Source organism: Acinetobacter sp. Brlt_5 (assembly GCF_051949055.1).
In the GTDB taxonomy this organism is placed as follows: Bacteria; Pseudomonadota; Gammaproteobacteria; order Pseudomonadales; family Moraxellaceae; genus Acinetobacter; species Acinetobacter indicus.
On record NZ_JAYJLP010000008.1, the window covers coordinates 43,955 to 66,788 of the forward strand.

At 49.3% G+C, this 22,834-nt stretch carries 22 protein-coding genes; 12 read left to right on the top strand and 10 right to left on the bottom strand.

Going from position 1 to position 22,834, the window contains the following annotated elements:
* Window positions 1–26 precede the first annotated feature (26 nt).
* Entirely contained in the window at window positions 27–995 is a 969-nt protein-coding gene (locus tag VF685_RS07000; RefSeq protein WP_286385026.1) for an asparaginase domain-containing protein, read from the top strand.
* A gap of 18 nt (window positions 996–1,013) precedes the next feature.
* On the top strand, window positions 1,014–1,811 hold the full coding sequence (gene truA / locus VF685_RS07005) for a tRNA pseudouridine(38-40) synthase TruA (RefSeq protein WP_152342198.1): 798 nt from the start codon (window positions 1,014–1,016) through the stop codon (window positions 1,809–1,811).
* Window positions 1,812–1,946: 135 nt separating this feature from the next.
* Here truA and VF685_RS07010 read toward each other — a convergent pair whose 3' ends face one another.
* Window positions 1,947–2,954, bottom strand: a complete 1,008-nt coding sequence (locus VF685_RS07010; RefSeq protein ID WP_152342197.1) for an AraC family transcriptional regulator — start codon at window positions 2,952–2,954, stop codon at window positions 1,947–1,949.
* Between the two features lie 230 nt (window positions 2,955–3,184).
* On the opposite strand from VF685_RS07010, the gene infA reads away from it, so the two are divergent.
* Both infA and VF685_RS07020 read left to right on the top strand, forming a co-directional pair.
* Window positions 3,185–3,406: a translation initiation factor IF-1 gene (gene infA, locus VF685_RS07015; RefSeq protein WP_001284370.1), complete on the top strand. Its 222-nt coding sequence runs from the start codon at window positions 3,185–3,187 to the stop codon at window positions 3,404–3,406.
* A gap of 163 nt (window positions 3,407–3,569) precedes the next feature.
* On the top strand, window positions 3,570–3,965 hold the full coding sequence (locus VF685_RS07020; RefSeq protein WP_127799033.1) for a hypothetical protein: 396 nt from the start codon (window positions 3,570–3,572) through the stop codon (window positions 3,963–3,965).
* An 80-nt stretch (window positions 3,966–4,045) separates the two neighbouring features.
* Here VF685_RS07020 and leuB read toward each other — a convergent pair whose 3' ends face one another.
* From leuB to leuC, 4 genes are all read right to left on the bottom strand, one after another.
* Window positions 4,046–5,125, bottom strand: a complete 1,080-nt coding sequence (gene leuB / locus VF685_RS07025; RefSeq protein ID WP_005182055.1) for a 3-isopropylmalate dehydrogenase — start codon at window positions 5,123–5,125, stop codon at window positions 4,046–4,048.
* A 40-nt stretch (window positions 5,126–5,165) separates the two neighbouring features.
* Complete coding sequence (locus VF685_RS07030) at window positions 5,166–5,729, bottom strand: hypothetical protein (protein WP_016659592.1); 564 nt, start codon at window positions 5,727–5,729, stop codon at window positions 5,166–5,168.
* Window positions 5,730–5,830: 101 nt separating this feature from the next.
* Window positions 5,831–6,481 carry a 3-isopropylmalate dehydratase small subunit gene (leuD, locus tag VF685_RS07035; protein WP_005182049.1) on the bottom strand — a complete coding sequence of 217 codons (651 nt, stop codon included), beginning with the start codon at window positions 6,479–6,481 and terminating at the stop codon, window positions 5,831–5,833.
* 75 nt (window positions 6,482–6,556) lie between these two features.
* A complete protein-coding gene (gene leuC, locus VF685_RS07040) occupies window positions 6,557–7,990 on the bottom strand; it encodes a 3-isopropylmalate dehydratase large subunit (protein WP_005182046.1) in 1,434 nt (477 codons plus the stop codon).
* Between the two features lie 257 nt (window positions 7,991–8,247).
* On the opposite strand from leuC, the gene VF685_RS07045 reads away from it, so the two are divergent.
* The 3 genes from VF685_RS07045 to ovoA all read left to right on the top strand — a co-directional run bounded on the left by VF685_RS07045 (window position 8,248) and on the right by ovoA (window position 11,867).
* The gene (locus VF685_RS07045; RefSeq protein ID WP_286385023.1) at window positions 8,248–8,484 is read left to right on the top strand and encodes a DUF2061 domain-containing protein; all 237 of its coding nucleotides are present in this window, start codon (window positions 8,248–8,250) and stop codon (window positions 8,482–8,484) included.
* Between the two features lie 205 nt (window positions 8,485–8,689).
* Window positions 8,690–9,556, top strand: a complete 867-nt coding sequence (locus VF685_RS07050) for a LysR family transcriptional regulator (RefSeq protein ID WP_005182039.1) — start codon at window positions 8,690–8,692, stop codon at window positions 9,554–9,556.
* Window positions 9,557–9,692: 136 nt separating this feature from the next.
* Window positions 9,693–11,867 carry a 5-histidylcysteine sulfoxide synthase gene (gene ovoA, locus VF685_RS07055; protein WP_286385022.1) on the top strand — a complete coding sequence of 725 codons (2,175 nt, stop codon included), beginning with the start codon at window positions 9,693–9,695 and terminating at the stop codon, window positions 11,865–11,867.
* A gap of 76 nt (window positions 11,868–11,943) precedes the next feature.
* Here ovoA and VF685_RS07060 read toward each other — a convergent pair whose 3' ends face one another.
* Together VF685_RS07060 and VF685_RS07065 are read right to left on the bottom strand one after the other, a co-directional pair.
* On the bottom strand, window positions 11,944–12,192 hold the full coding sequence (locus VF685_RS07060; protein WP_005182035.1) for a DUF2789 family protein: 249 nt from the start codon (window positions 12,190–12,192) through the stop codon (window positions 11,944–11,946).
* Window positions 12,193–12,375: 183 nt separating this feature from the next.
* Entirely contained in the window at window positions 12,376–13,035 is a 660-nt protein-coding gene (locus VF685_RS07065) for an HAD family hydrolase (protein ID WP_005182034.1), read from the bottom strand.
* A 183-nt stretch (window positions 13,036–13,218) separates the two neighbouring features.
* On the opposite strand from VF685_RS07065, the gene VF685_RS07070 reads away from it, so the two are divergent.
* Window positions 13,219–13,701 (top strand): RNA pyrophosphohydrolase, encoded by a 483-nt coding sequence (locus VF685_RS07070; protein ID WP_005182032.1) that lies wholly within the window; start codon window positions 13,219–13,221, stop codon window positions 13,699–13,701.
* Window positions 13,702–13,786: 85 nt separating this feature from the next.
* Entirely contained in the window at window positions 13,787–16,084 is a 2,298-nt protein-coding gene (gene ptsP / locus VF685_RS07075; protein ID WP_152342191.1) for a phosphoenolpyruvate--protein phosphotransferase, read from the top strand.
* A gap of 13 nt (window positions 16,085–16,097) precedes the next feature.
* On the opposite strand, the gene VF685_RS07080 is transcribed toward ptsP, so the two are convergent.
* Window positions 16,098–16,277: a DUF7230 family protein gene (locus VF685_RS07080; RefSeq protein WP_005182025.1), complete on the bottom strand. Its 180-nt coding sequence runs from the start codon at window positions 16,275–16,277 to the stop codon at window positions 16,098–16,100.
* 428 nt (window positions 16,278–16,705) lie between these two features.
* On the opposite strand from VF685_RS07080, the gene VF685_RS07085 reads away from it, so the two are divergent.
* On the top strand, window positions 16,706–17,197 hold the full coding sequence (locus VF685_RS07085; protein WP_016659595.1) for a macro domain-containing protein: 492 nt from the start codon (window positions 16,706–16,708) through the stop codon (window positions 17,195–17,197).
* Window positions 17,198–17,348: 151 nt separating this feature from the next.
* Here the strand turns inward: VF685_RS07085 and VF685_RS07090 are convergent, their stop codons facing one another.
* The gene (locus VF685_RS07090) at window positions 17,349–19,001 is read right to left on the bottom strand and encodes an acyl-CoA dehydrogenase family protein (protein ID WP_152342190.1); all 1,653 of its coding nucleotides are present in this window, start codon (window positions 18,999–19,001) and stop codon (window positions 17,349–17,351) included.
* A gap of 80 nt (window positions 19,002–19,081) precedes the next feature.
* Here VF685_RS07090 and VF685_RS07095 point away from each other — a divergent pair, with 80 nt between their 5' ends.
* Window positions 19,082–19,747, top strand: coding sequence for a TetR/AcrR family transcriptional regulator (locus VF685_RS07095; RefSeq protein ID WP_152342189.1), 666 nt, complete (start codon window positions 19,082–19,084; stop codon window positions 19,745–19,747).
* A 268-nt stretch (window positions 19,748–20,015) separates the two neighbouring features.
* Entirely contained in the window at window positions 20,016–21,536 is a 1,521-nt protein-coding gene (locus VF685_RS07100) for a catalase (RefSeq protein ID WP_005182013.1), read from the top strand.
* A 69-nt stretch (window positions 21,537–21,605) separates the two neighbouring features.
* On the opposite strand, the gene VF685_RS07105 is transcribed toward VF685_RS07100, so the two are convergent.
* Window positions 21,606–22,655, bottom strand: coding sequence for an MBL fold metallo-hydrolase (locus VF685_RS07105; protein ID WP_005182011.1), 1,050 nt, complete (start codon window positions 22,653–22,655; stop codon window positions 21,606–21,608).
* Window positions 22,656–22,834 lie beyond the last annotated feature (179 nt).

Consider the following 22,834-nt stretch of genomic DNA (forward strand, 5'->3'; position numbering starts at 1 on the left):
AGCAGTCATCCTTGGCTGCTTTTTTTATGATGAAAAAAATTGCATTAATTTATATGGGCGGTACCTTTGGCTGTGTCGGCGAGCCACTCAGCCCCATGCCTGCAAAGCAGTTTCTTCCCCAGCTGCGTCATGTGCTACCGCTGCATCTATCGGTAGAATGTTTTGTGGCGCCGGTGATTCAGGACAGCAGCCGCTGTACCGCGACCGACTGGTTACGTCTGGTGCAGTTTATCCAGCAGCTGCAGTTACAACAGTTTCAGCATTTTGTCGTCATTCATGGCACCGATACTTTAAGCTATGCCTGTGCCGTGCTGGCACACTTTATCGCGCAGTCTGCACATGTAGTGCTGACTGGCAGCCAGTATCCACTGCTGACCATAGATGGACAGAACACCCGTGACTTCAGCGATGCGCTGGATAACCTGAATTTCGCCCTGGAATCGGTGCTGCAATTGCCGGTTGGCGTGTATCTGGCGTTTCATCATCAATGTTTCCATGGTCGCAGCGCCTTAAAATGCCACACCACTGAATTAGATGCTTTTCAGGGTCAGGCCGCCAGCAGTGCTTTACATCAAAAAGAACAAGCCGCCTACTTGGTACAGGCTGCAGATCTGGACAAAGCACAACACTTCAACTGCATGAGTGTGATGATGCAGCCGATTGGTTTAGAGCAGCAGCTCGCCAATTTGAAACTGATCGCCCAGCAGCCACCGCATTGCCTGATTTTACAAGGCTTTGGTACTGGTAATCTGGCTGTAAATGAAACACTCCTGACGTTGCTGCAGTCCATACAGGCGCAAGATTGTGCCGTGATTCTGACCACCCAAGTGCCATTTGGCCCATTGGATCAGCGTTATGCGATCAGCAGCTGGATCCAGAACAGTAAAATTTTAGTCAATGATGGCTTTGGACATGCAGATCTGTATGCAAAAGCATTAAAAATGTATTTACAATACCCGCGCAGAGAACAATGGCAACAGCATTGGTATGACTAAGGCCAATTTGAGGTGAATATGCAACGTTTTGCGGTCGGGATTGAATTTTGTGGTATTCGCTACCGGGGCTGGCAAACCCAGCAACCAGGCGTCCCGAGCGTGCAGGAAACGCTGGAAAAGGTCCTCTCCAAAATTGCCGATGAACCGATTATCCTGCATGGCGCTGGCCGTACCGATGCCGGCGTGCATGCCACCAATATGGTGGCACATTTCGACACGGCAGCCATTCGCCCTGAACGCGGCTGGCTGATGGGAGCCAATAGCCAGCTACCCAAAGACATTGCCATTCAGTGGATTAAGGCTATGGACATGGATTTTCATGCCCGCTTTAAGGCCTGTGCCCGCCGCTACCGTTATGTGGTCTATAACCATCCACAGCGCCCGGCCCTGCTGCATAAACAGGTCACCCATGCCTACTATGCGCTGGATGTCGACAAGATGATTGCTGCCGCGCAAAAGTTTGAAGGCACGCATAATTTTGAAAGTTTTCGTGCCGCAGCCTGTCAGTCCAATCAGCCGGTCCGTACCGTCAGCCATTGCCGCCTGATCCGTCATGGGCATTATTTGGTGCTCGATATTCAGGCCGATGGTTTCCTGCATCATATGGTGCGGAATATCATGGGCTGTCTGCTGGAAATTGGCCAAGGTATGTATGATATTGACCATATTGATACAATTTTTGCCGCACAGGATCGTAAAGCGGCTGGCATTACCGCCCCACCCGATGGCCTGTACTTTATCCAGGCGCACTATCCAGAGCAGTTTGACTTGCCTCAAGTGTCTTTAGGTCCGCATTGGCTGAATATGCCGGAATAATTGTATTCCGCCCCCCTTTTACTCAGGGAGTGGTTTCATTCTTGCCACTCCAAGCTTTAAAAACGAAAGTCACCCTTGCATCAAGCGGCAACTCTAAAAAAATCCCCCTTTAATCAAGGGGGACTGCGGAGATGCTTAACGCTGTTTACGTTTCCGGTACTCGACCGGTGTTTCATTGGTCCAGCGTTTAAAAGCCCGGTAAAAGGTGCTCGGTTCAGAAAATCCGGTCAGATACACAATCCGCTCCACGCTTTCATTGGTATTGGCCAGCAGTTTTTTAGCCAGACGGCAACGATAATCCGAGAGAATCTGCTGGAAACTGGTATTGGCCTCACTCAGCTGGGTGCGTAAACGACGCGGCGTGATATTCAGCTGCGCTGCCACGGTTTCCAATGTGGTTTCCCCACTTTCTAGGGTCGACCCAATCGCCCGGCGTACTTCACCGACCAGATCATAACGCGCCAGTTCCTGCAGCTTCTCCAGCGCCAGCTGCTCATGTAACTGCAACAGCTCCGGCTCGGCCTGCCACAGCGGATATTCTAAAATAGAGGGATCGAAATACAGTCGTGTTTCATTCTGCCCCAGACTGACCGGGCACTCATAGACCCGGAAATATTCATCATCGGCAGCGCCCTGCTGGAAATTAAAGTCGATATACAGCGGCTGGAATTTGCCTTCGGTAATAAACTTGAAGAAACGCAAAATGCCCGACATGGCACATTCAGAAAAGTGACGATTGACAATATTGTCAGCCCACGGCTGTTGACCATTGGTTAAATAACAGCGGTCATCTTCAATCACCAGTTTGGCATCAAAGGCATCACTGATTAAACGCTGATAGGCCAATGCCCGTTTTAAACCTTCACCAAAATTTTCCGAAGAAATAAACAGATGCTCAATCACCTGACCACGATAGAGCGGCAAATATTCACCCAGATGCAAACCAATATCCGGGTCACGGCTGACTTCTTCCGCCGCCACCCAAAACGCATACTGCGCGCCCAAAGGCGTACGATCATTGGCCTCAACCTGATTAAGTGCGACACCTGCTTTTGTTAATATTTCTTCGGTTGGCAAACCGGCACGACGAATCGCTTGGTAGCCTAATCGCAATACAACCGATGCATCAGTTAGCTGACCCACGCAAAGACCTTCCTTGTATGTTCTTCATTTATACTTAAAAAGATTGATTTTAGATTAACTGTGATTGACCAAACTGACAACCATCCACCACGTTTTTTTGTAGAAAAAATTTAAATGTTTTGTTCGCTTATTTTACTGACAGATGATTCATCTGCGGCGGGTTTCACCTTGATTTTTTCAAAAAAATTGACTATAATTTGCGCCTTTCCAATTTGATCATCAGGTAGGCTATGGCCAATAAAGAGGAACTCATCGAGTTCGAAGGCGTTGTCACCGAAACGCTTCCTAATACTATGTTCCGTGTACGTTTAGAAAACGGTCACGAGGTGATTGCCCATATTTCAGGTAAAATGCGCAAGCACTATATTCGCATTTTAACTGGCGACAGCGTGAAAGTTGAAATGACGCCTTATGACTTAACGAAAGGTCGTATTACCTATCGTGCACGCTAAGTTTTAGCGCAAGCAAAAAGCCACCTTCAACAGTGGCTTTTTTATTGGCTGCTGATGCTGCGTAATAGCGAAAAATGGCGTCAAGATCTGCCGCTTATCGAATATACACATATTTTTAGGCTGTCCTTGCCTAGAATGAAGTTTTATTCAATGGAGATCGCGCATGTTTGTCTCTCGCTCCGTTGCTTTGGCGCTCCTCGCGTTCAGTCTCTCCGCTTGTGTAACCACGCCGTCCAGTACCCGAGCTGAACGTGATGCCTATCTGGCCCAATTTGTCGGCCAGTCCAGCCAGCAGATTCGCCAGCAGCTCGATTTAAGCCTGCTCGGTTACGAACAGGTCAGTTCACCACAAATCAGCCCACAGGCGCTCACCTACACCGTTATACGCCCAATCAGCATTCCGATTCCTGTAGCGAATGCCCCGGCCACCGGTCCAGCCCATATTCCAGCGCCCATTGGCCCAGCCAACAGCTATGATGTTAACCTGCACTGCCAGATTGTGTTCCGGCTGGAACAGAATATTGCCCACTCTGTACACTATACCGGTCGCACCTGTTAAGCGCTGAATCTAGACCTAGCTATTCAATAGCCATAAAAAAACGCAGCCTGCAGCTGCGTTTTTTGATTTGCTGTCGAGACTTAGCCCAATGCCGCAACCACAGCCTGACCCATTTCCTGAGTACCCACTTTATTCATGCCTTCAGACATGATGTCAGCCGTACGTAAACCTTGATCAAGCACATTGCCCACTGCATCTTCAATCGCTTTCGCGGCAGCTTCTTCACGGAAGGTATAACGCAGCATCATTGCCACAGACAAGATGGTCGCTAACGGGTTGGCAATGTTCTGGCCAGCGATGTCTGGTGCTGAACCATGACATGGCTCATACATACCTTTGCCATTTTCATCTAGCGACGCTGATGGCAACATACCTATAGAACCGGTTAGCATTGCTGCTTCATCAGACAGGATGTCACCAAACAGGTTACCGGTTACCAGTACGTCAAACTGTTTTGGTGCACGTACCAATTGCATTGCCGCATTGTCGACATACATGTGTGACAGGTTGATTTCTGGATATTGTTCAGCGTGTAACTGGGTCACGGTCTGTTTCCACAGCTCAGTTACTTCCAGCACGTTGGCTTTGTCCACCGAGCAGACTTTACCACCACGCAGTTTGGCCATTTCAAAAGCCACTTTGGCAATACGCTTGATTTCTGATTCAGCATAGACGTCGGTGTTAAAGCCCTGTTTCTCGCCATTTTCCAGCTCGCGAATACCACGTGGCTGACCAAAGTAAATCCCACCCGTCAGTTCACGTACAATCAGGATATCCAGACCCGATACAATTTCCGGCTTTAAGCTAGACGCATCAGCCAGTTGCGGATACAGAATCGCTGGACGCAGGTTAGCAAACAGGTTTAATTCGCTACGTAATTTTAACAGGCCACGTTCCGGGCGGATCGAACGCTCAATCGTATCCCATTTTGGACCACCAACTGCACCGAGCAATAAAGCATCGGCTTTTTTCGCCTGTTCAGACGTCACATCCGGATAAGGTGAACCATGCGCATCAATCGCGGCACCACCTAACAATCCCTGTTCCCACGTCAAGCCCAGATTGAACTTTTCATTAACACGCGTAAGCACCTGCTCCGCTGCTGTGACGATTTCTGGGCCAATACCGTCACCGGCAAGAATCAAAATATGTTTTGACATGAGTTTTTCCATTTCCTGTAGCAGTCAACGACTGTGGAGACTAAATTTTCTGTTCCACAAATTCCCCCAGTCCATGTAAGACATTATAAGGTTTGCAGAAACGTCGAATAATTTTCTGGTTTTGTAAAAGATCCACACACAGCGGCTCTGGCGCCGAAACATTCAGCAGACTGCCTTTATGCTTGCTGCGGTCACGGTACATTTTAAAAGTGTACGTTTGACGCGGCTTAAACTGATGAATGACGTGCAGGGTTTCGGCCTGATCACGGGAAATCGGATAGAACCGGATCACCACTTCATGCTGTTTAGCTGGAACCGACAGATATAGCGGATTAGGCTGCCGTAGTGAATCTGCCTGCAAGCGCACCAGTCCCTGCTTGATGGCTTCACGACTCAGACGCTGACTTTCAGCATCCATGATCATGACCCGGTTCAAGCGTTCAAACTCGCAATGCTCGGTACCTGAACAATAAATACGTGCATTGGATTGGGATGCCTGTGTCTCTTTTACCTGTTTTAGACGTGCTGTATCCCAGGTTTGACATGCTGTTAACAGCGTAGCCACTCCCCCCAATACAGCAAGCCGACGAAAAACCTTCAACATAGCCCGAGCCCAACCTCATCAAAAAGCAGAATATTTAAATTATTATGCCTTGAATGTTAACAAGAGTTCGACGCACGTGCTATGCCTATTTACGAAATAACTTAAGCTTGAATTTCCGCAAACACCCACGGACGCGCGGCTTTGGTTTTCTCCTCATACGCGCGAATATCATCGGCATCTTGCAAGGTCAAACCAATATCATCCAGACCGTTTAACAGGCAATGCTTACGGAATGGATCAACTTCAAACTTGAATGCTTCACCGTTTGGCGTACGGACTTCCTGTGCTTCAAGGTCAATAGTTAACTGATAACCTTCATTGGCTGCACATTCCTTAAATAGCTGATCAACCTGTGCTTCGGTTAAAATCACCGGTAACATGCCGTTTTTAAAGCAGTTATTAAAGAAGATATCCGCAAAACTTGGGGCAATGACTGTACGCAAGCCGTATTCACTTAAAGCCCACGGCGCATGCTCACGGCTGGAACCGCAACCAAAGTTGGCACGTGAAATTAAAATGCTGGCGCCCTGATAACGCGGCTGGTTCAAGACGAAATCTGGGTTTTTAGGACGGGTTGAATTGTCCTGACCCGGATAGCCTTCATCTAAATAACGCAATTCATCAAACAGGTTGTCACCGAAACCGGTACGTTTGATTGATTTCAAGAACTGTTTTGGAATAATTAAATCGGTATCGACATTGGCACGGTCTAAAGGTGCAACGATACCCTGTTCAACGGTATAAGCTTTCATATTTATGTTCCAATGAATCCGTAGTCTCTCTCACATCCGCTCCAGCAAGGAGCGGCCTGGGATGAGGGCTTAAACTTAGAATGAACGAACATCCACAAAGTGACCGGCAATTGCCGCTGCTGCTGCCATGGCCGGGCTGACCAGATGGGTACGACCACCATTGCCCTGACGACCTTCAAAGTTACGGTTTGAGGTCGATGCACAGTGCTCGCCTGGCTGTAACTTGTCGGCATTCATGGCCAGACACATCGAGCAGCCAGGTTCACGCCATTCAAAACCGGCTTCCAGGAAGACCTTGTCCAAACCTTCTGCTTCCGCCTGCTGTTTGACCAAACCAGAACCCGGTACCACCATCGCCTGTTTAATGCTTGGCGCCACTTTACGGCCTTTGATCACATCTGCCGCAGCACGGATATCTTCAATACGCGAGTTGGTGCATGAACCAATAAAAACACGATCCAGCTGGATATCTGCCAAAGCCTGACCAGCAGTTAAGCCCATATATTGATAAGCACGGGTCCAGTCATTGCGCTGTACCTCATCTTTGGCCTGTTCCAAAGTTGGTACTGCCTGAGAAACCGGAATGACCATTTCAGGTGAAGTACCCCAAGACACTTGCGGCTCAATCTCTTCACCCTGTAATACCACGACAGTATCAAAATGCGCATCGGCATCTGAATGCAAGGTATTCCAGTACGCCACAGCCTGATCCCATTGCTCGCCTTTTGGTGCATAAGGACGGTCTTTTACATATTCAATGGTTTTTTCATCAACCGCGACCATACCGACACGTGCACCGGCTTCAATTGCCATGTTACACACGGTCATACGGCCTTCAATCGACATATCACGGAACACCTGACCGCCAAATTCAATGGCATGGCCCGTACCACCTGCTGTACCGATTTTGGCAATAATCGCCAGCACCACGTCTTTCGGGGTCACGCCCTGACCCAACTGACCATCTACGCGTACCAGCATGTTTTTCATTTTCTTCTGAATTAAACATTGCGTGGCCAACACGTGCTCAACTTCTGAAGTTCCGATCCCGTGTGCCAGACAGCCAAAGGCACCATGGGTCGCGGTATGCGAGTCGCCACATACCACCGTCATTCCCGGCAAGGTTAAACCCTGCTCTGGTCCAACCACGTGAGCAATCCCCTGACGGATATCGTTAATATCAAATTCAACGATATTAAAAGTCTTACAGTTATCGTCTAAGGTTTGCACCTGAATACGCGAAGTATCATCTTCAATACCGGCTACGCCCTGCTCACGCTCTTTTTTCGAGGTCGGTACATTATGGTCCGGAGTCGCAATATTGGCACTTAAACGCCATGGCTGACGGCCAGCCAGTTGCAAACCTTCAAAGGCCTGTGGAGAGGTAACTTCATGCAACAAATGACGGTCGATGTACAATAAAGCCGAACCATCATCACGCTGTTTTACCAAGTGGTCATCCCACAATTTGTCATATAATGTTTTTGCTTTTTGGGTTTCGCCTGCCATGTCGATGTGCTCCACTGGACTGGGTAATTCTGTCATTAATTTCGATTATAACCACACAATTACATAAATCTAATTTATCATTTTTATCAGTTAAAAAACTTTATGGAATAAATATAATTGATTTTTGCTCAGATTAACATCTGATTAAAAATTCAATTTTCCGATTGAATTTTACAAAATATTCGTTTTTACAAATTAATTCGTACTGACTATGATGATGTTATCAGCACTGAATTGTAGATACGAGGAACATCATCATGGCGCATATTCAAAACTTTGTCGCAAACAACCAGCGAATGTTTAAAAAGACTTTTAGCTACTATGTGATGCACATTACGGTGACCATGCTTGTCGGCTATTTCGTTACCGGCAGTCTGTGGATGGCCATTACCTTAAGCTTATTGGAACCAACAGTACAGGCGGTGGCCTATTTTATTCATGAACGCATGTGGGAAAAGAAAGCACAAGACGGCACAGAGGAAATCACCGCCTAGCCTATTTTTCGCCCGGTGTTCCTCCCAAAAGATCATCTTCAGGATGATCTTTTTTATTTTAATATAACTTAAATTACTGTTTTTAAAATATTTATATTCAAGTTATGGTTGTTGAACTTCAATTTATAGAAAAATAATCTTTGATTAATTCTAAAAATTTCTAAATAATAATTTTAAGCATAAAAAATCTTTATAGGTGATTGCGATGAATCTTGCAGCATTTGAAGCTTTTGTAAAAGTCATGGAAACCGGTTCGATTTCTCTGGCCGCCGATCAGCTGTTTATTACCCAGCCCGCAGTCACCAAACGGATTCATAGCCTGGAAGAATATTTTGGGGTCAAGCTGTTTGAGTCGGCCGGCCGTGGCGTGCAGGCAACCCATGCTGCGCATTCGCTGTTACCCAAAGTCAAAAACTGGCTAAATGAACTGGGCGATATTCATCATACTTTAAGCCATGAACAGGGCCAGGTGCAGGGTCGCCTGAAAATTGGCACCAGTCATCATATTGGCCTGCATCATCTGCCCGATCATTTGCGTCGCTATGTCCAAGATTTCCCCGATGTCACCTTAGATGTGCATTTTGTCGATTCGGAACAGGCGCATGAACAGGTGCTGGCCGGTGATCTGGAACTGGCCTTTTTAACCCTGCCGCCGCAAGGTGATGACCGGCTGCAATATGTCACCATCTGGAATGATCCGCTGGTGTTTGTGGCTGCGCCTTTTCATCCGCTGGCCCAGCAGAAAAGACTGAAACTGGAAGATTTAACCCAGTTCCCGAGCCTGCTACCAGCAGCACAGACCTATACCAGCCAGATTACCCTGGCCGAGTTTGAAAAACAGGGCGTGAAGCCGAAGATCACCATGAGCAATAACCCGCTGGAATCCATCCGCATGCTGGTGTCGATTGGACTGGGCTGGTCAGTGTTACCGAAAACCCTGATTAATCAGGACTTGCAACAGCTGGATATTAATCTGGAAATGAACCGCCAGCTGGGCATGGTCTGGCATCCGGGACGCACACAGTCCAAAGCGGCGCAGGCGCTGGTTAACTTTATGCAGCAGCCGGACTAGGTTCATCGACCGGTCGCATCCTTCTGTACAGTTACTGAACAAAACAGCACGCTGCTCCAAATTGGCGTAATTTGAAAAGACAAGGTGCCCGCACAAGACACCAGGATCTTTATAAAAATGATGCAGGAGCAGAGTGATGAACCAGACCACTTCCCCGCTTGCCTATTCCCCTTCGTTCAGTTCAGCCCAGGCGCTCCAGCAGCGCCTAGCCGGCAGTGCACCGCCTTTACAGCCCAGTCCACGGCTGGATGTTATGCAGGCCGATACGCTACGTGCCACCCTCAAGCAGTATTTTCTGCAAACCTTTGACTGTTATGAATCATTGTTTAGCTGCCTCAACGGCGATGAGGCCTTTTATCACAAACCGATTGCGCTGCGCCATCCGCTGATTTTTTACTATGGCCATACCGCGACATTTTTCATCAACAAACTGCTGCTCAGCAAACTGATTGAACAGCGTATCAATCCACATTTTGAATCCATCTTTGCGGTGGGTGTGGATGAGATGAGCTGGGATGACCTGGATGACAGCCGTTATGACTGGCCGACACCCGCGCAGGTCAAACACTACCGCGATCAGGTGCGTGCCACGGTGCTGGAAATTATTGAAAAGGCACCGCTGAGCACGCCAATTGACTGGCAGCATTCGTGGTGGTCGATTCTGATGGGCATTGAACACGAGCGGATTCATCTGGAAACCTCCTCCGTGCTGATTCGCCAGCATGCCCTTGACTATGTCCAGACACAGCCACCATGGCGGCCAAATATCCTGACTAACACCGCACCAGAGAATGCGTTGCTTCCAGTGGCAGCCGGCCGGGTACAGCTCGGTAAGGAGCGGCACGACCCGGTTTACGGCTGGGACAATGAATATGGCCAATATCAGGCAGAGGTAGCGGCGTTTGCGGCCAGCCGCTATCTGGTCAGCAATCAGGAATTTCTGGCCTTTGTTGAAGATGCCGGCTATCAGAACGCAAACTATTGGGAAGATGAAGGCTGGCAATGGCGCAGCTTTGCCCAGGCCAAATATCCGACCTTCTGGCGTAAACACGGGCCGGACTGGTCACTCCGGCTGCTGACCGAAGAAGTACCAATGCCGTGGGACTGGCCGGCGGAGGTAAATTATCATGAGGCCAAAGCCTTTTGCCACTGGAAAGCGAAGCAAACTGGTCAGCCAGTACGACTGCCCACCGAAGAGGAATGGTATCGGCTGGTACAGCTGGCTGGCGTAAATGAGCCGTCTGCACCTGCCAATCTGGCGCTGGCCTATGGTGCTTCCTCCTGTCCGGTCAATACCTTCCCGCATGGCGATTTTTATGACCTGCGCGGCAATGTCTGGCAATGGACCGAAACCCCGATTTATCCATTTCCCGGTTTTGTGGTGCATCCGATTTATGATGATTTCAGCACCCCAACCTTTGATGGCCGGCATAATCTGCTCAAAGGCGGCTCCTGGATTTCTGCCGGCAATGAAGCCGAGCTGGCCTCACGCTATGCCTTTCGCCGGCATTTTTTCCAGCATGCCGGTTTCCGCTATGTGGTTTCTGATCAGGAGCCGCCGGCGATTCACTCACAATATGAAACCGACCGACTGGTGTCTGAATATCTGGAATTTCAGTATGGCCGTGAATATTTTGGCGTGGCCAATTTTGCCCAGACACTGGTGCAACTGGCCCTGACCCAGCTGGCCGACAGACCACGACGTAAAGCACTGGATATTGGCTGTGCTACCGGCCGCGCCAGCTTTGAACTGGCCCGTTATTTTGATGAAGTGGTCGGGATTGATTTTTCAGCGCGCTTTATCCAGAACGGCGTCAAACTGGCACAGGGCGAAACCCTGCATTACAGCATCTGCACCGAAGGTGAACTGGTGGATTATCATGCCTGTGATTTAGCCCAGCTTGGACTTGCGGAGGTCCGGGACAAAGTCCAGTTTTACCAGGGTGATGCCTGTAATCTTAAAGCGATTTTCAGAGGCTATGATTTTATTCTGGCAGCCAACTTAATTGACCGGCTGCATCATCCGGCGCAGTTTTTAAGCCAGATTCATACACGGCTGAATATGGGCGGCATTCTGATGCTCAGCTCACCCTATACCTGGATGGAAGAACACACTGTCCGCAGTGAATGGCTGGGTGGCTTTAAAAAAGATGGCGAAAACTGGAGCAGTCTGGATGGCTTAAAAGCCTTGCTAGAGCCGCATTTCCGTTTAATAACCGAACCGCAAGACATCCCCTTTGTGATTCGGGAAACCCAGCGCAAGTTTCAGCATACCTATGCGCAGGTCAGCTTCTGGGAACGGATTGCCTAAATGGATAGAAAAGAAAGTGAGGGATCAGGCCAAATTCCGGATTTGGCCTGATGATCTGGAGATTTGAACGAACGATTTAACGGCGAGGCACAGAGTCTTCATGCAGCGCTTCATTCAGCTGGTCGACCGTAATGGCCCACTCCCCATCCGAGGCAATTTTTTCAGCTAAAAACTGACGTTGACCATCACTCCAGAATTCTGCATCCATAATATGAATTTCCGCCGCCAGTTGATGCTGGCCGATAAAATCTTGAATCGCCTGTTCGCTGGAGTCCAGGCCCAGTTGTTCAAACAGATTGGTCATTCTTGGTCGGGTTTGGCGCATGCGTGAATCTCCCTGTTGTTGTTCTTGTCTTCACCATAGCATATAAAACTGCAAATCCTAGTGTTGTTAAAAAAATTTCACCTTTTCATAAATTTGCAAGATAGATGACAACCAGCTCAGACAAAAAACAGGGCCAGTTATAGCGGCCCTGTCTGCTGATCTTGGTGTAGATGAACTGCGCTTTTATTCGGCAGCAATCGACCAGTCCTGAATCTCCCAGCCCTGCTCAACCGCCAAGGCTCGCAAACGATCATCCGGATTCACCGCAATAGCGTGGTCTGCATATTCCAGCAAGAAACGGTCATTAATTGAATCTGAATAGGCCCAGGATTCGGTCACCTCACGTCCGGCCAGCCACTGTTCCAGACGTACCAGTTTGCCCTGCTGATAACAGGCGGTATTGATCACTTTACCGGTATATTTGCCATCGACCACTTCCGCATTGGTGGCAATGATTTCGCTAATGCCAAATTCACGGAAAATTGGTGCAGTAATAAAATCCGAAGTCGCGGTAATACCGACCAGGGCATGTCCGGCCTCACGATGACGCTGAATCGCCTTAAAACCTTCCGGGCGCATTTGTGGACGAATCACTTTTTGCATAAACAACTCATGCAGTTCGGTCAGGTAGTGTGACTCGTGCTGGGTCAGAAATTCGAATACAAATTCGTTATAGGCAATCGGGTCAAGCTGGCCAGCTTTGTAATCTTCATAAAATTTGTCATTCATGGCGCGGTGATGAACCGGATCGACCAGACCTTCATTGACTAAAAACTCACCCCAGGAATGATCCGAATCTGTATTTAACAAGGTGTGATCGAGATCAAATAGCGCCAATTTCATGAAAATACTCGTAAAAACTGAAATTTAAGAAAAAATTTGTAAATCTATCTCCGCTAGTCGATAGAAATTCGTTAAGATCATAGCAATTTTAACATTTTTAAACTTTGCTTTTTTTCGTGTTGGATACAGAAATAAAAATCCCCGGAAGCAAAGGCATAATTTACAGAATATTTAGGTAGCCAAATGATCGACTCAGAAGGTTTCCGACCCAATGTCGGGATCATTTTGGCAAACGACTTTGGACAGGTTTTATGGGCAAAACGCATTGGACACAATGCATGGCAATTTCCACAAGGAGGTATCCAGCATGGAGAAACCCCTGAGCAGGCACTTTATCGTGAGCTGAGAGAAGAAGTTGGCTTACTGCCCGAACACGTTCAAATTATCGCACAAACGAAAGGTTGGCTGCGTTACCGTTTGCCGCACCGTTACATCCGGCCCGATTCCGATCCGGTATGTATTGGTCAAAAACAGAAATGGTTTTTACTCAAACTCACGGCCTCGGCCCAGTTGATTCAGCTCAACCTGTCCGATCCGCCCGAGTTTGATCAATGGCAGTGGGTCAGTTACTGGTACCCACTGGGTCAGGTCGTGAATTTCAAACGCGATGTGTACCGCAAGGCGATGGTGGAATTATGTCATCAATTGCCATCTAAGAAAGCCTGAAAAAAGCTGTATGATCATGCAGATTTTTTAAACGACTCTTGCTATAAAGAGAACAGAACTGGAACGCTGATTTGGAGCAGACTTTATGTCGAATATGCAACTGGATACCCTAAGACGCATTGTGCAGGAAATTAATGCGTCCACCAGTTTGCATGAATCGCTCGACATTATGGTCAATCAGGTTGCTGAAGCTATGCATGTCGATGTCTGCTCCATTTACCTGCTTGACGAGCGCAACCAGCGTTATCTGCTGATGGCCTCTAAGGGCTTGAATCCTGAAGCGGTCGGCCATGTGTCTCTGCATACCGGTGAAGGTCTGGTGGGGCTGGTCGGCCAGCGTGAAGAAATCGTCAACCTGGACGATGCACCGAAACATGAACGCTTCCTGTATTTACCGGAAACCGGCGAAGAAATTTATAATTCCTTCCTCGGCGTGCCGGTCATGTACCGTCGTAAGGTCATGGGCGTACTGGTGGTGCAGAACAAGGAATGTCAGGACTTTAGCGAAGCGGCTGAATCCTTTCTGGTCACGCTCTGCGCCCAGCTCTCTGGCGTGATTGCGCATGCGCATGCCGTTGGCAATATTGATGTCTTTCGTAAACCCAGCAATCTGCCGGCCTACAAAACCTTCCAGGGCGTTTCCGGCTCGGGCGGGATTGCGCTTGGCCGCGCGGTCATTCTCTATCCACCAGCAGATTTGGCCGCGGTACCCGACCGTGAAGCCGATGACATCAGCGAAGAACTGAAACTGCTCGACACTGCGCTGGATGCCGTGCGTCAGGAAATTCAGGCGCTGGATGACAAAATGCAGGATGCGCTGATGGCCGAAGAACGCGCGCTGTTTAGCGTGTTCCTGCGTATGCTCGATGAAAATGCCCTGCCGGCGGAAATTAAAGAACTGATTCGGGATGGTAATTGGGCACAAGGTGCGGTGCGGATTGTCATTGACAACCACATTGCCCAGTTTGCCCAGATGGAAGATGACTACCTGCGTGAACGGGTTTCCGACTTAAAAGATCTCGGCCGGCGTATTCTGGCCTATTTGCAGGAAGCCGATGCCAGCCATCGTGAACTGACCGATGAAAGTATTCTGATTGGTGAAGAAATCTCGACCGCGGCACTGGTGGAATTACCGGTCGATAAAATTGCCGCAATTGTCACCACCGAAGGCGCCATGAACTCACATATGGTGATTGTCGCGCGCGCACTGGGTATTCCAACCGTGGTCGGGGTGACTGAACTGCCGATCAACACCCTCGATGACGTAGAAATGATTGTCGATGCGCATCAGGGCCGGGTGTTTATTAATCCGCCACGGCGTTTACGCACCCGCTATAAAGAAATTCAGAAAGAAGAAGAACTGATTGCCAAAGACCTGAAACAGTATGAAACCAAGGACGCCGTTACCCCAGACGGCGTGACGGTCAAACTGTATGTCAATACCGGTCTGATGATTGATGTGGTACGCGGGGTACAACGTGGTGCCAAAGGGGTCGGCCTATACCGCTCTGAAATTCCGTTTATGCTGCGGGACCGTTTCCCGGGCGAAGAAGAACAGCGTGCCATTTACCGCCAGCAGCTAAGCCACTTTGCCAACAAACCGGTGGTAATGCGCACCTTGGATATTGGCGCAGACAAAGACCTGCCGTATTTCTCGATTGAAGAAGAAAACTCAGCACTGGGCTGGCGCGGGATTCGCTTCACCCTCGATCATCCGGAAATTTTTTCTTCGCAAATTCGCGCCATGCTGAAAGCCAGCATTGGCTTGAACAACCTGCACATCCTGCTGCCAATGGTCACCAGCGTCAATGAAGTCGAAGAAGCACTGTATCTGCTAGATCGTGACTGGCATGCGGTACAGGAAGAAGAACAGGTCAAGATCAATAAGCCGCGTATCGGGATTATGGTAGAAGTGCCAAGCGTGCTGCTACAGATTGATGAATTCGCCGAACTGGTCGATTTCTTCTCGGTCGGCTCCAATGACCTGACCCAGTATCTGCTGGCAGTGGACCGTAACAATCCACGCGTGGCCAACGTCTATTCGCATTTCCATCCATCAGTGCTACGCGCACTGACCCGTCTGGTCAAGGAATGTCACAAGTACGATAAACCGGTCAGCATTTGTGGTGAAATGGCCGGTGATCCGCTATCTGCGGTGCTGTTGATGGCGATGGGCTTTAATACCCTGTCGATGAGTTCGAGTAACATTCTGCGCGTGCGTAAAGCGATTTGCCATGTGCCGATGAGCGAAGCACAGGAGCAGCTGGAACGGGTGCTGAAAATGAATAATTCGCTGATGGTGAAAAGCTGGATGGAATATTATTTTAAAACCCATGGTCTGGGCGATATGGTCAAGGCCTCTACCCGGATTGTTGGCGCTTAAGCCATATTTTGATTTAAATCAGACAGAATGAATAAGGGCGATAATCATCAGAATATCGCCCTTGTTTGTGTTTGCTATAGCCGCGTTTGGCATTCTTTTTCCGGTCGACAAAAACCTGGCTCTTGTTGACCTCATGCATATATTTGGCCACGAAGTTATGCTGAATCACTTCTGGCTGTTTTTTCTTTGCCATCACTTTATCCTTCCGGTTCATGATTTGAATGCAGGTGTTCCTGCGCTGTATTGATGGGTACATTTGCGCAAAATTCAAGCGCATTTTAGCCTTAAAACTGCGTTTTGCTTCCCGTCGACATCCCTTTGGAATGGGGAGTCAATCATACATTTTTTTGGACAATTCAGCAGCAATTTTGCGACAGTCATGTAACAATAAAAGAAACGGTATAGAAAAATTTTGCAGTGTTTTTCTGAACATTCTTCAGTCAAAAAATGAAAGTAGATTCAGCTGCTCTGCCCCTATAATTATACCACAAAATCTTATATTTTTTATTATTTTGCAAAGACTTAGCAGTTATATAGCACGCTAGAAAAAACTTCCTGATAGGCTAAGATGAAGCTAGAAGATCAATTCAAACAGCCTCTTCCAAAACAGGAGTTCACAGCATGATTTATGAAGTTTCTGGAGATATTTTATTAAGCCAGGCTCGTGCCATTGCCCACGGTGTTGCCCCAAATGATAACTTTGCCACCGGACTGGCTTTAAGTCTGCGCGAACACTGGCCAGCGCTGTATAAAGACTTCCGGAACTATTGCCATATTTACCATCCTAAAGCGGGTGAGCAGTGGACCTGGGTCAATGCCGAAGGTCAGCGCATCATTAACCTGATGACTCAGGAAGCAGCCTATGACAACGGTTCTAAGCCGGGTAAAGCATCGACAGAATACGTCAACCGCACCCTGAAAAACCTGAAACAGCTGGTTGAAGCCGAGAATATTGAAAGTTTGGCGCTGCCACGTCTGGCTACCGGTGTCGGCGGTCTGGATTGGGAAGAAGTCCGCCCGCTAATTTACAAGCATTTAGAAGACCTGAATATTCCGGTTTATATCTACACCCTGTACCAGAAAGGGGTTAAAGCAGACGAACCGGCGCATTAAGCCAAACTCGTTTGATCGTTAGCGTGAGACTGATGCCGGGATCACACGGCTGCGCAACTGCAGACCGCCATGCATCCAGTCCGATTTCCCCGCTTGGCTGAAGTCAAGCGGGGAATTTTTCTATCAGGATACGCTCTATCACGCGTGATGTTTAAACCGCCAGCGCACGTTCTAACAGCCGGGCAACATCGACCTGGGCCGGGTCTAACATGCCCACCACCTGACCATGCAGGGTCTGATAACGGCTCTGGATAAAGGCCTGTGCCACAAAATCAGGTGCATGCTGGTTTAAGATGACCGCCTGTGCCAGCAGCACCAAACGGCTTACCAGCGTACGTGCCATAAACTGCAAGGCTTGTGGGTCTGTCTGCTGGAACAGCTGCATCAGCGCCTGTAATTCCTGCTGTAACAGCGGCTGCTGTTGCACACCGTCGGCCAGCGACTGCAACAGGACCTGCATGGAGGCCGGATCACGCTGTATCGCGCGTAGCACATCCAGACACATGACATTGCCCGACCCTTCCCAGATACTATTCACCGGAGCTTCTTTAAAAATACGCGCCATGATGCCAGTGTCGACATAGCCATTGCCGCCAAAGACCTCCATCATTTCGCCGCTCAGCTCGACAGTACGCTTACACACCCAGAACTTGGCAGCCGGGGTCATAATCCGCTTCCAGGCCTGCGCCAGCGGCGTATCCAACTGATAGCACTGCGCCAGATAAAAGCCCAGCTGCACCGCGGCTTCGGTTTCCAGTGCCAGATCAGCCAGCACCGCCTGCATCAGCGGCTGTTCAGCCAGCGGCTTGCCAAAGGCTTTGCGTTGCCGGGTATAGGCAATACATTGCACCAGCGCCTGGCGCAACATGGCACTGCTGCCGACCACACAGGTCAGGCGGGTATAATTGGCCATTTCAATAATGGTGGGAATACCACGGCCAGCTTCGCCAATCATGATGCCCCAGGCCTCATGAAACTCGACTTCCGAGCTGGAATTGCTGCGATTACCGACCTTGTCTTTTAGACGCTGGATATGAATCGTGTTCTTGCGACCATCTTCCAGCCAGCGCGGGACAAAGAAGCAGGCCAAGCCATCCTGTTTGGTTTTAGCCACCACCAAATGCGCATCGCACATCGGCGCCGAGAAAAACCATTTATGCCCGGTCAGCAGATAGGGCTGGCCACGACCCGCTGCCCCCACCGGAGTGGCGATGGTTTCATTGGCGCGTACATCGGAGCCGCCCTGCTTTTCAGTCATGCCCATGCCCAGCCAGATTGATGTTTTCTGCGCCATTGGAATATCCCGCGCATCATATTCATTCGACAGCAGTTTATCGCCGAGCTGTTGCCACAGTTCAGGTTCACGCTGAATAAGCGGAATACTGCCCAGGGTCATGGAGGCAGGACACAGGTTGCCACATTCGACCTGACCACTCAGATAAAAGCGCGCTGCCCAATCGAGCCAGCCAGATGCGGACTGAGGTTCAATAAAGGGATGGGCATGGGTCTGAAATTCCCGGTTCAGCGCCATCCAGTAATGCCAGGCTGGATGGAACTCGATCACATCCTGACGGCGGCCGCGAGCATCAAAGGCCTGTAACTGCGGGGTATGGCTATTGGCTAAATGGGCAGAATGATAAGCCTCTGCCGATCCGGCCTGCTGACCGAGTGCGCCAAGACGTGCCTGATCCTGACTGCCATAGCGCTGCAAGATTTCCTGCAACACGCGGTCACTCGCAAACAGGTTATAATCCTGACGTTCATCAAACTGATTCTGAATAGAATGGGTCATCCATGCCTGCATCGTTCATCGTTCCTGATTGATTATGATGATAGGCTTTCAGTATAAAGAATATTCACCCACAGCATGTTCGGTTTTCAGTCATGACCTCCCCCTCTGTACAGCTGCGGCGTAAGCCTCGCCAGTCCCGGGCCAAACAGACCCAGCAGGCCCTGCTGGACAGTGTTGTTCGGCTTTTGCAGCAGCAGTCACCCGCACAGCTGACCATCCGCGAGATTACCGAACTGGCCGGGGTCGGTCTGGGCACCTTTTATGAATACTTTGCCCAGAAAGAAGATTTGCTGGCCTGGGTAATCCACCAGCAGATTATCCAGCATGTCGAGGCGCTACGCAGTTATACCCAGCCACCGCCACAGTTATCCACAACTGGTGATATTTGCAGCGATATACAGGCCCTGCTGTGCTTTCAGCTCGACCGTATCCGCAGCGAACAGCGGCTGTGGGCCAGTGTGTTTTTACTTGAACGCAGCCTGTCGAGCGAACAGGCCTATCAAAAGCATTATCAGCTGATGCTGGACAGCTGGCAGCAGATTTTAAGCCGCTATATACCTGAAACCCACGAACGCTTACGCTGTGCCGAAAACCTGCATCGCATCAGTTATGGCTTTATTTCACAAACCCTGTTAATCCAGCCCACATTTCAGGACTGGCAGCAACTGCAGGCCGATATTGAACTGGCCATCCAGCCGTTTTTAGCCCGGCTCATCTCAACAAAATCCGACCAAAACACTCAGAAATCAAAACTTTAAGCTATCGATTATTCCTTTGACCACTAATCGTTTTATCCATTTGAAAAACTGCGGTACTCGGTCTACATTAAATGAGAACCAAGCTACATTTTTATGTTTTTATCCATCGCCATCCTGCCCAGTCAGTCGTTGCAAGGCAGATGTCCATGATGGGCTGGGTTGGTTTTTTAATGACTTTGATAACGGTTAATTTCATGGGATGTCACCTGCCTGGAGAATCCAGCCCGTGTCCAACGTCAGCACATGAATACAATAACGGAGAACGATAATGAGCCAAGACTTTAAAAAATGTCCGGTCACCCACCTCACCACCGATGCCGGTGCTCCGGTGGTCGATAACCAGAACAGTATGACCGCCGGTGCCCGTGGTCCATTGCTTACCCAGGATTTATGGCTCAATGAAAAACTGGCGAACTTTGTTCGTGAAGTGATTCCTGAGCGTCGTATGCACGCCAAAGGTTCAGGTGCATTCGGAACCTTTACCGTGACTCACGACATTACCCAATATACCCGCGCCAAAATTTTCTCTGAAGTCGGCAAGAAAACCGAAATGTTTGCCCGCTTCTCGACAGTGGCCGGTGAGCGCGGTGCAGCCGATGCCGAACGTGATATTCGCGGTTTTGCACTAAAATTCTATACCGAAGAAGGCAACTGGGATTTAGTCGGTAACAACACACCGGTGTTCTTCTTCCGTGACCCGCGCCAGTTCCCGGACCTGAACAAAGCGGTAAAACGTGACCCGAAAACCAACGTCCGTTCCGCCAACAACAACTGGGATTTCTGGACCCTGTTACCAGAAGCGCTGCATCAGGTGACCATTGTCATGTCAGACCGCGGTATTCCAGATGGTTATCGTCATATGCATGGTTTTGGCAGCCACACCTACAGCTTCATTAATGCCAACAATGAACGTTTCTGGGTCAAATTCCATTTCCGTACCCAGCAGGGCATTAAAAACCTGACCGATGCCGAAGCCGCAGCACTGATTGGCCAGGACCGTGAAAGCAGCCAAAATGACCTGTTTAATGCAATTGAACGTGGCGATTTCCCGAAATGGACCCTATTCGTGCAGATCATGCCGGAAACCGAAGCGGAAACCGTGCCTTATCATCCGTTTGACCTGACCAAAGTCTGGCCAAAAGGTGATTATCCATTAATTGAAGTCGGTGAGTTTGAACTGAACCGTAACCCAGAAAACTATTTCCAGGATGTGGAACAGGCCGCTTTTGCACCAAGTACTCTGGTGCCGGGGATCAGCTATTCACCAGACCGTATGCTGCAAGCGCGTTTAATTAACTATGCCGATGCCGCACGTTATCGCGTGGGGGTAAACCATTCCCAGATTCCGGTAAACGCAGCCCGTTGTCCGGTCCACTCTAACCGCCGTGATGGTCAGGGCCGTATGGATGGCAACTATGGCGGCTTGCCACACTATGAGCCAAACAGCTTCCAGCAATGGCAGGAACAGCCACAGTACCGTGAACCACCACTGAAAATCCGTGGCGATGCCGATTTCTGGGATTATCGTCAAGATGACAGCGATTACTTTAGCCAGCCGCGTGCCCTGTTCAACCTGATGAATCCTGAACAGAAACAGGCGCTGTTTGACAATACTGCGCGTGCCATGGGCGATGCCTATGACTTTATCAAGTACCGTCATATCCGTAACTGCTTTATGTGTGACCCGGCCTACGGCGAAGGTGTAGCCCAAGCCTTGGGGATGACCGTGGCAGATGCTCAGGCCGCTCGAGCCACCGACCCTGCGCTGGGTCAGCCAGGCGTGCTCTAAGCCTCTACACAGAGAATTCAAGCCATAAAAAAACCACCTTCGGGTGGTTTTTTGTTGCAGGATTTAAACTTAAACAATCAGCTTCTTGCCTTCGCGAATGCAATAAAACGGATTCATCAGTTTTGAGGATTTACGCATGGCATTTTGCAAATCGACTTCCGGCTGTTCACGGCCTTCATCGGTGAGCTGGAAGGTACGGTAATGAATGGCCAGCGAACATTTGGAATGCAGGTCTTTATGCGCCTGAAAAGCATCTTCCGGATTCATGTGCATATAGCGCATCAGGTCCCGTGGCTCATAGGCACCAATCGGTAATAGTGCAATCCGCGGTGCGCCAATACGGGCATGGATTTCCTTAAAATGCGAGGAATAACCGGTATCTCCGGCAAAGAAGCAGTGATCTTCACCATGCAGAATCGAGAAGCCACCCCAGAGGGCACTGTTCTGGTCGCGCATACCACGGCCTGAACCATGCTGCGCCGGAATATAGACCAGTTTTAATTCATTAAATAGCGCCGATTGCCACCAGTCCATTTCCACCACATGAAAGTTTTTTGGCAAATACCAGCTGTTGCCCAGTCCGGTATAAATTGGCATGGCAAAACGGGCATGTAACCAGCGCAGGGTGGCCAGATCCATGTGGTCATAATGGTTATGGCTCAACAGCACCGCATGAATGGTCGGTAACTCTTCCAGGGCAATTCCAGCCGGGCAAATCCGTTTCGGACCTCTGCCCTGCTGCGGTCCGGCATATTCACACCAGACCGGATCGGTCAGGAAATTATAGGGGCCAATCTGAATCAGAACGGTAGCATGCCCTACAAACCAGATCTGCCAGTCATCCAGGCTGGCATTCGGACGTTCCTGCGGAATCGGACGCTTGCCTTCAGCGGGCTGCTCTGGTGTGTTTTCTGCGGTCCAGCTATTGCGTTTACGCTGTAACAGCCATTTCAGCAAATCACTGCGGCTACGCCCTTCGGGTGCCGGCACCGGATTGAAAAACTGGGCACCGTTATAATGCCGGGAAGGTAAAAACTGCAAAGCAGGCTGACGCCAGGCGTGTGACCAACATGTTTCGGTTGGTAGCTGAAAATGCTTAGGTTCCGCGTTTTGATTCATGTCAGTCCGATAAAAATTGAAGCACGTAGAGCAAATCCTGTGATTTATTAAGTCTTCATTACACAGGACAGCAAGTGCCGATGCAATATGCATAGTATCCAAAATTGTGGAATATTTTGTTTTATGTTTTTGTTGTTTTTAGCAAAAGCCAAAACAGCAGGAAGCGCATGGCTTCCTGT

Bases quoted from the DNA above. Each gene is read 5' to 3' on its own strand.
- VF685_RS07000 (WP_286385026.1), top strand. From the start codon at position 27: ATGATGAAAAAAATTGCATTAATTTATATGGGCGGTACCTTTGGCTGT.
- truA (WP_152342198.1), top strand. From the start codon at position 1,014: ATGCAACGTTTTGCGGTCGGGATTGAATTTTGTGGTATTCGCTACCGG.
- infA (WP_001284370.1), top strand. From the start codon at position 3,185: ATGGCCAATAAAGAGGAACTCATCGAGTTCGAAGGCGTTGTCACCGAA.
- VF685_RS07020 (WP_127799033.1), top strand. From the start codon at position 3,570: ATGTTTGTCTCTCGCTCCGTTGCTTTGGCGCTCCTCGCGTTCAGTCTC.
- leuB (WP_005182055.1), bottom strand. From the start codon at position 5,125: ATGTCAAAACATATTTTGATTCTTGCCGGTGACGGTATTGGCCCAGAA.
- VF685_RS07030 (WP_016659592.1), bottom strand. From the start codon at position 5,729: ATGTTGAAGGTTTTTCGTCGGCTTGCTGTATTGGGGGGAGTGGCTACG.
- leuD (WP_005182049.1), bottom strand. From the start codon at position 6,481: ATGAAAGCTTATACCGTTGAACAGGGTATCGTTGCACCTTTAGACCGT.
- leuC (WP_005182046.1), bottom strand. From the start codon at position 7,990: ATGGCAGGCGAAACCCAAAAAGCAAAAACATTATATGACAAATTGTGG.
- VF685_RS07045 (WP_286385023.1), top strand. From the start codon at position 8,248: ATGGCGCATATTCAAAACTTTGTCGCAAACAACCAGCGAATGTTTAAA.
- VF685_RS07050 (WP_005182039.1), top strand. From the start codon at position 8,690: ATGAATCTTGCAGCATTTGAAGCTTTTGTAAAAGTCATGGAAACCGGT.
- ovoA (WP_286385022.1), top strand. From the start codon at position 9,693: ATGAACCAGACCACTTCCCCGCTTGCCTATTCCCCTTCGTTCAGTTCA.
- VF685_RS07060 (WP_005182035.1), bottom strand. From the start codon at position 12,192: ATGCGCCAAACCCGACCAAGAATGACCAATCTGTTTGAACAACTGGGC.
- VF685_RS07065 (WP_005182034.1), bottom strand. From the start codon at position 13,035: ATGAAATTGGCGCTATTTGATCTCGATCACACCTTGTTAAATACAGAT.
- VF685_RS07070 (WP_005182032.1), top strand. From the start codon at position 13,219: ATGATCGACTCAGAAGGTTTCCGACCCAATGTCGGGATCATTTTGGCA.
- ptsP (WP_152342191.1), top strand. From the start codon at position 13,787: ATGTCGAATATGCAACTGGATACCCTAAGACGCATTGTGCAGGAAATT.
- VF685_RS07080 (WP_005182025.1), bottom strand. From the start codon at position 16,277: ATGGCAAAGAAAAAACAGCCAGAAGTGATTCAGCATAACTTCGTGGCC.
- VF685_RS07085 (WP_016659595.1), top strand. From the start codon at position 16,706: ATGATTTATGAAGTTTCTGGAGATATTTTATTAAGCCAGGCTCGTGCC.
- VF685_RS07090 (WP_152342190.1), bottom strand. From the start codon at position 19,001: ATGCAGGCATGGATGACCCATTCTATTCAGAATCAGTTTGATGAACGT.
- VF685_RS07095 (WP_152342189.1), top strand. From the start codon at position 19,082: ATGACCTCCCCCTCTGTACAGCTGCGGCGTAAGCCTCGCCAGTCCCGG.
- VF685_RS07100 (WP_005182013.1), top strand. From the start codon at position 20,016: ATGAGCCAAGACTTTAAAAAATGTCCGGTCACCCACCTCACCACCGAT.
- VF685_RS07105 (WP_005182011.1), bottom strand. From the start codon at position 22,655: ATGAATCAAAACGCGGAACCTAAGCATTTTCAGCTACCAACCGAAACA.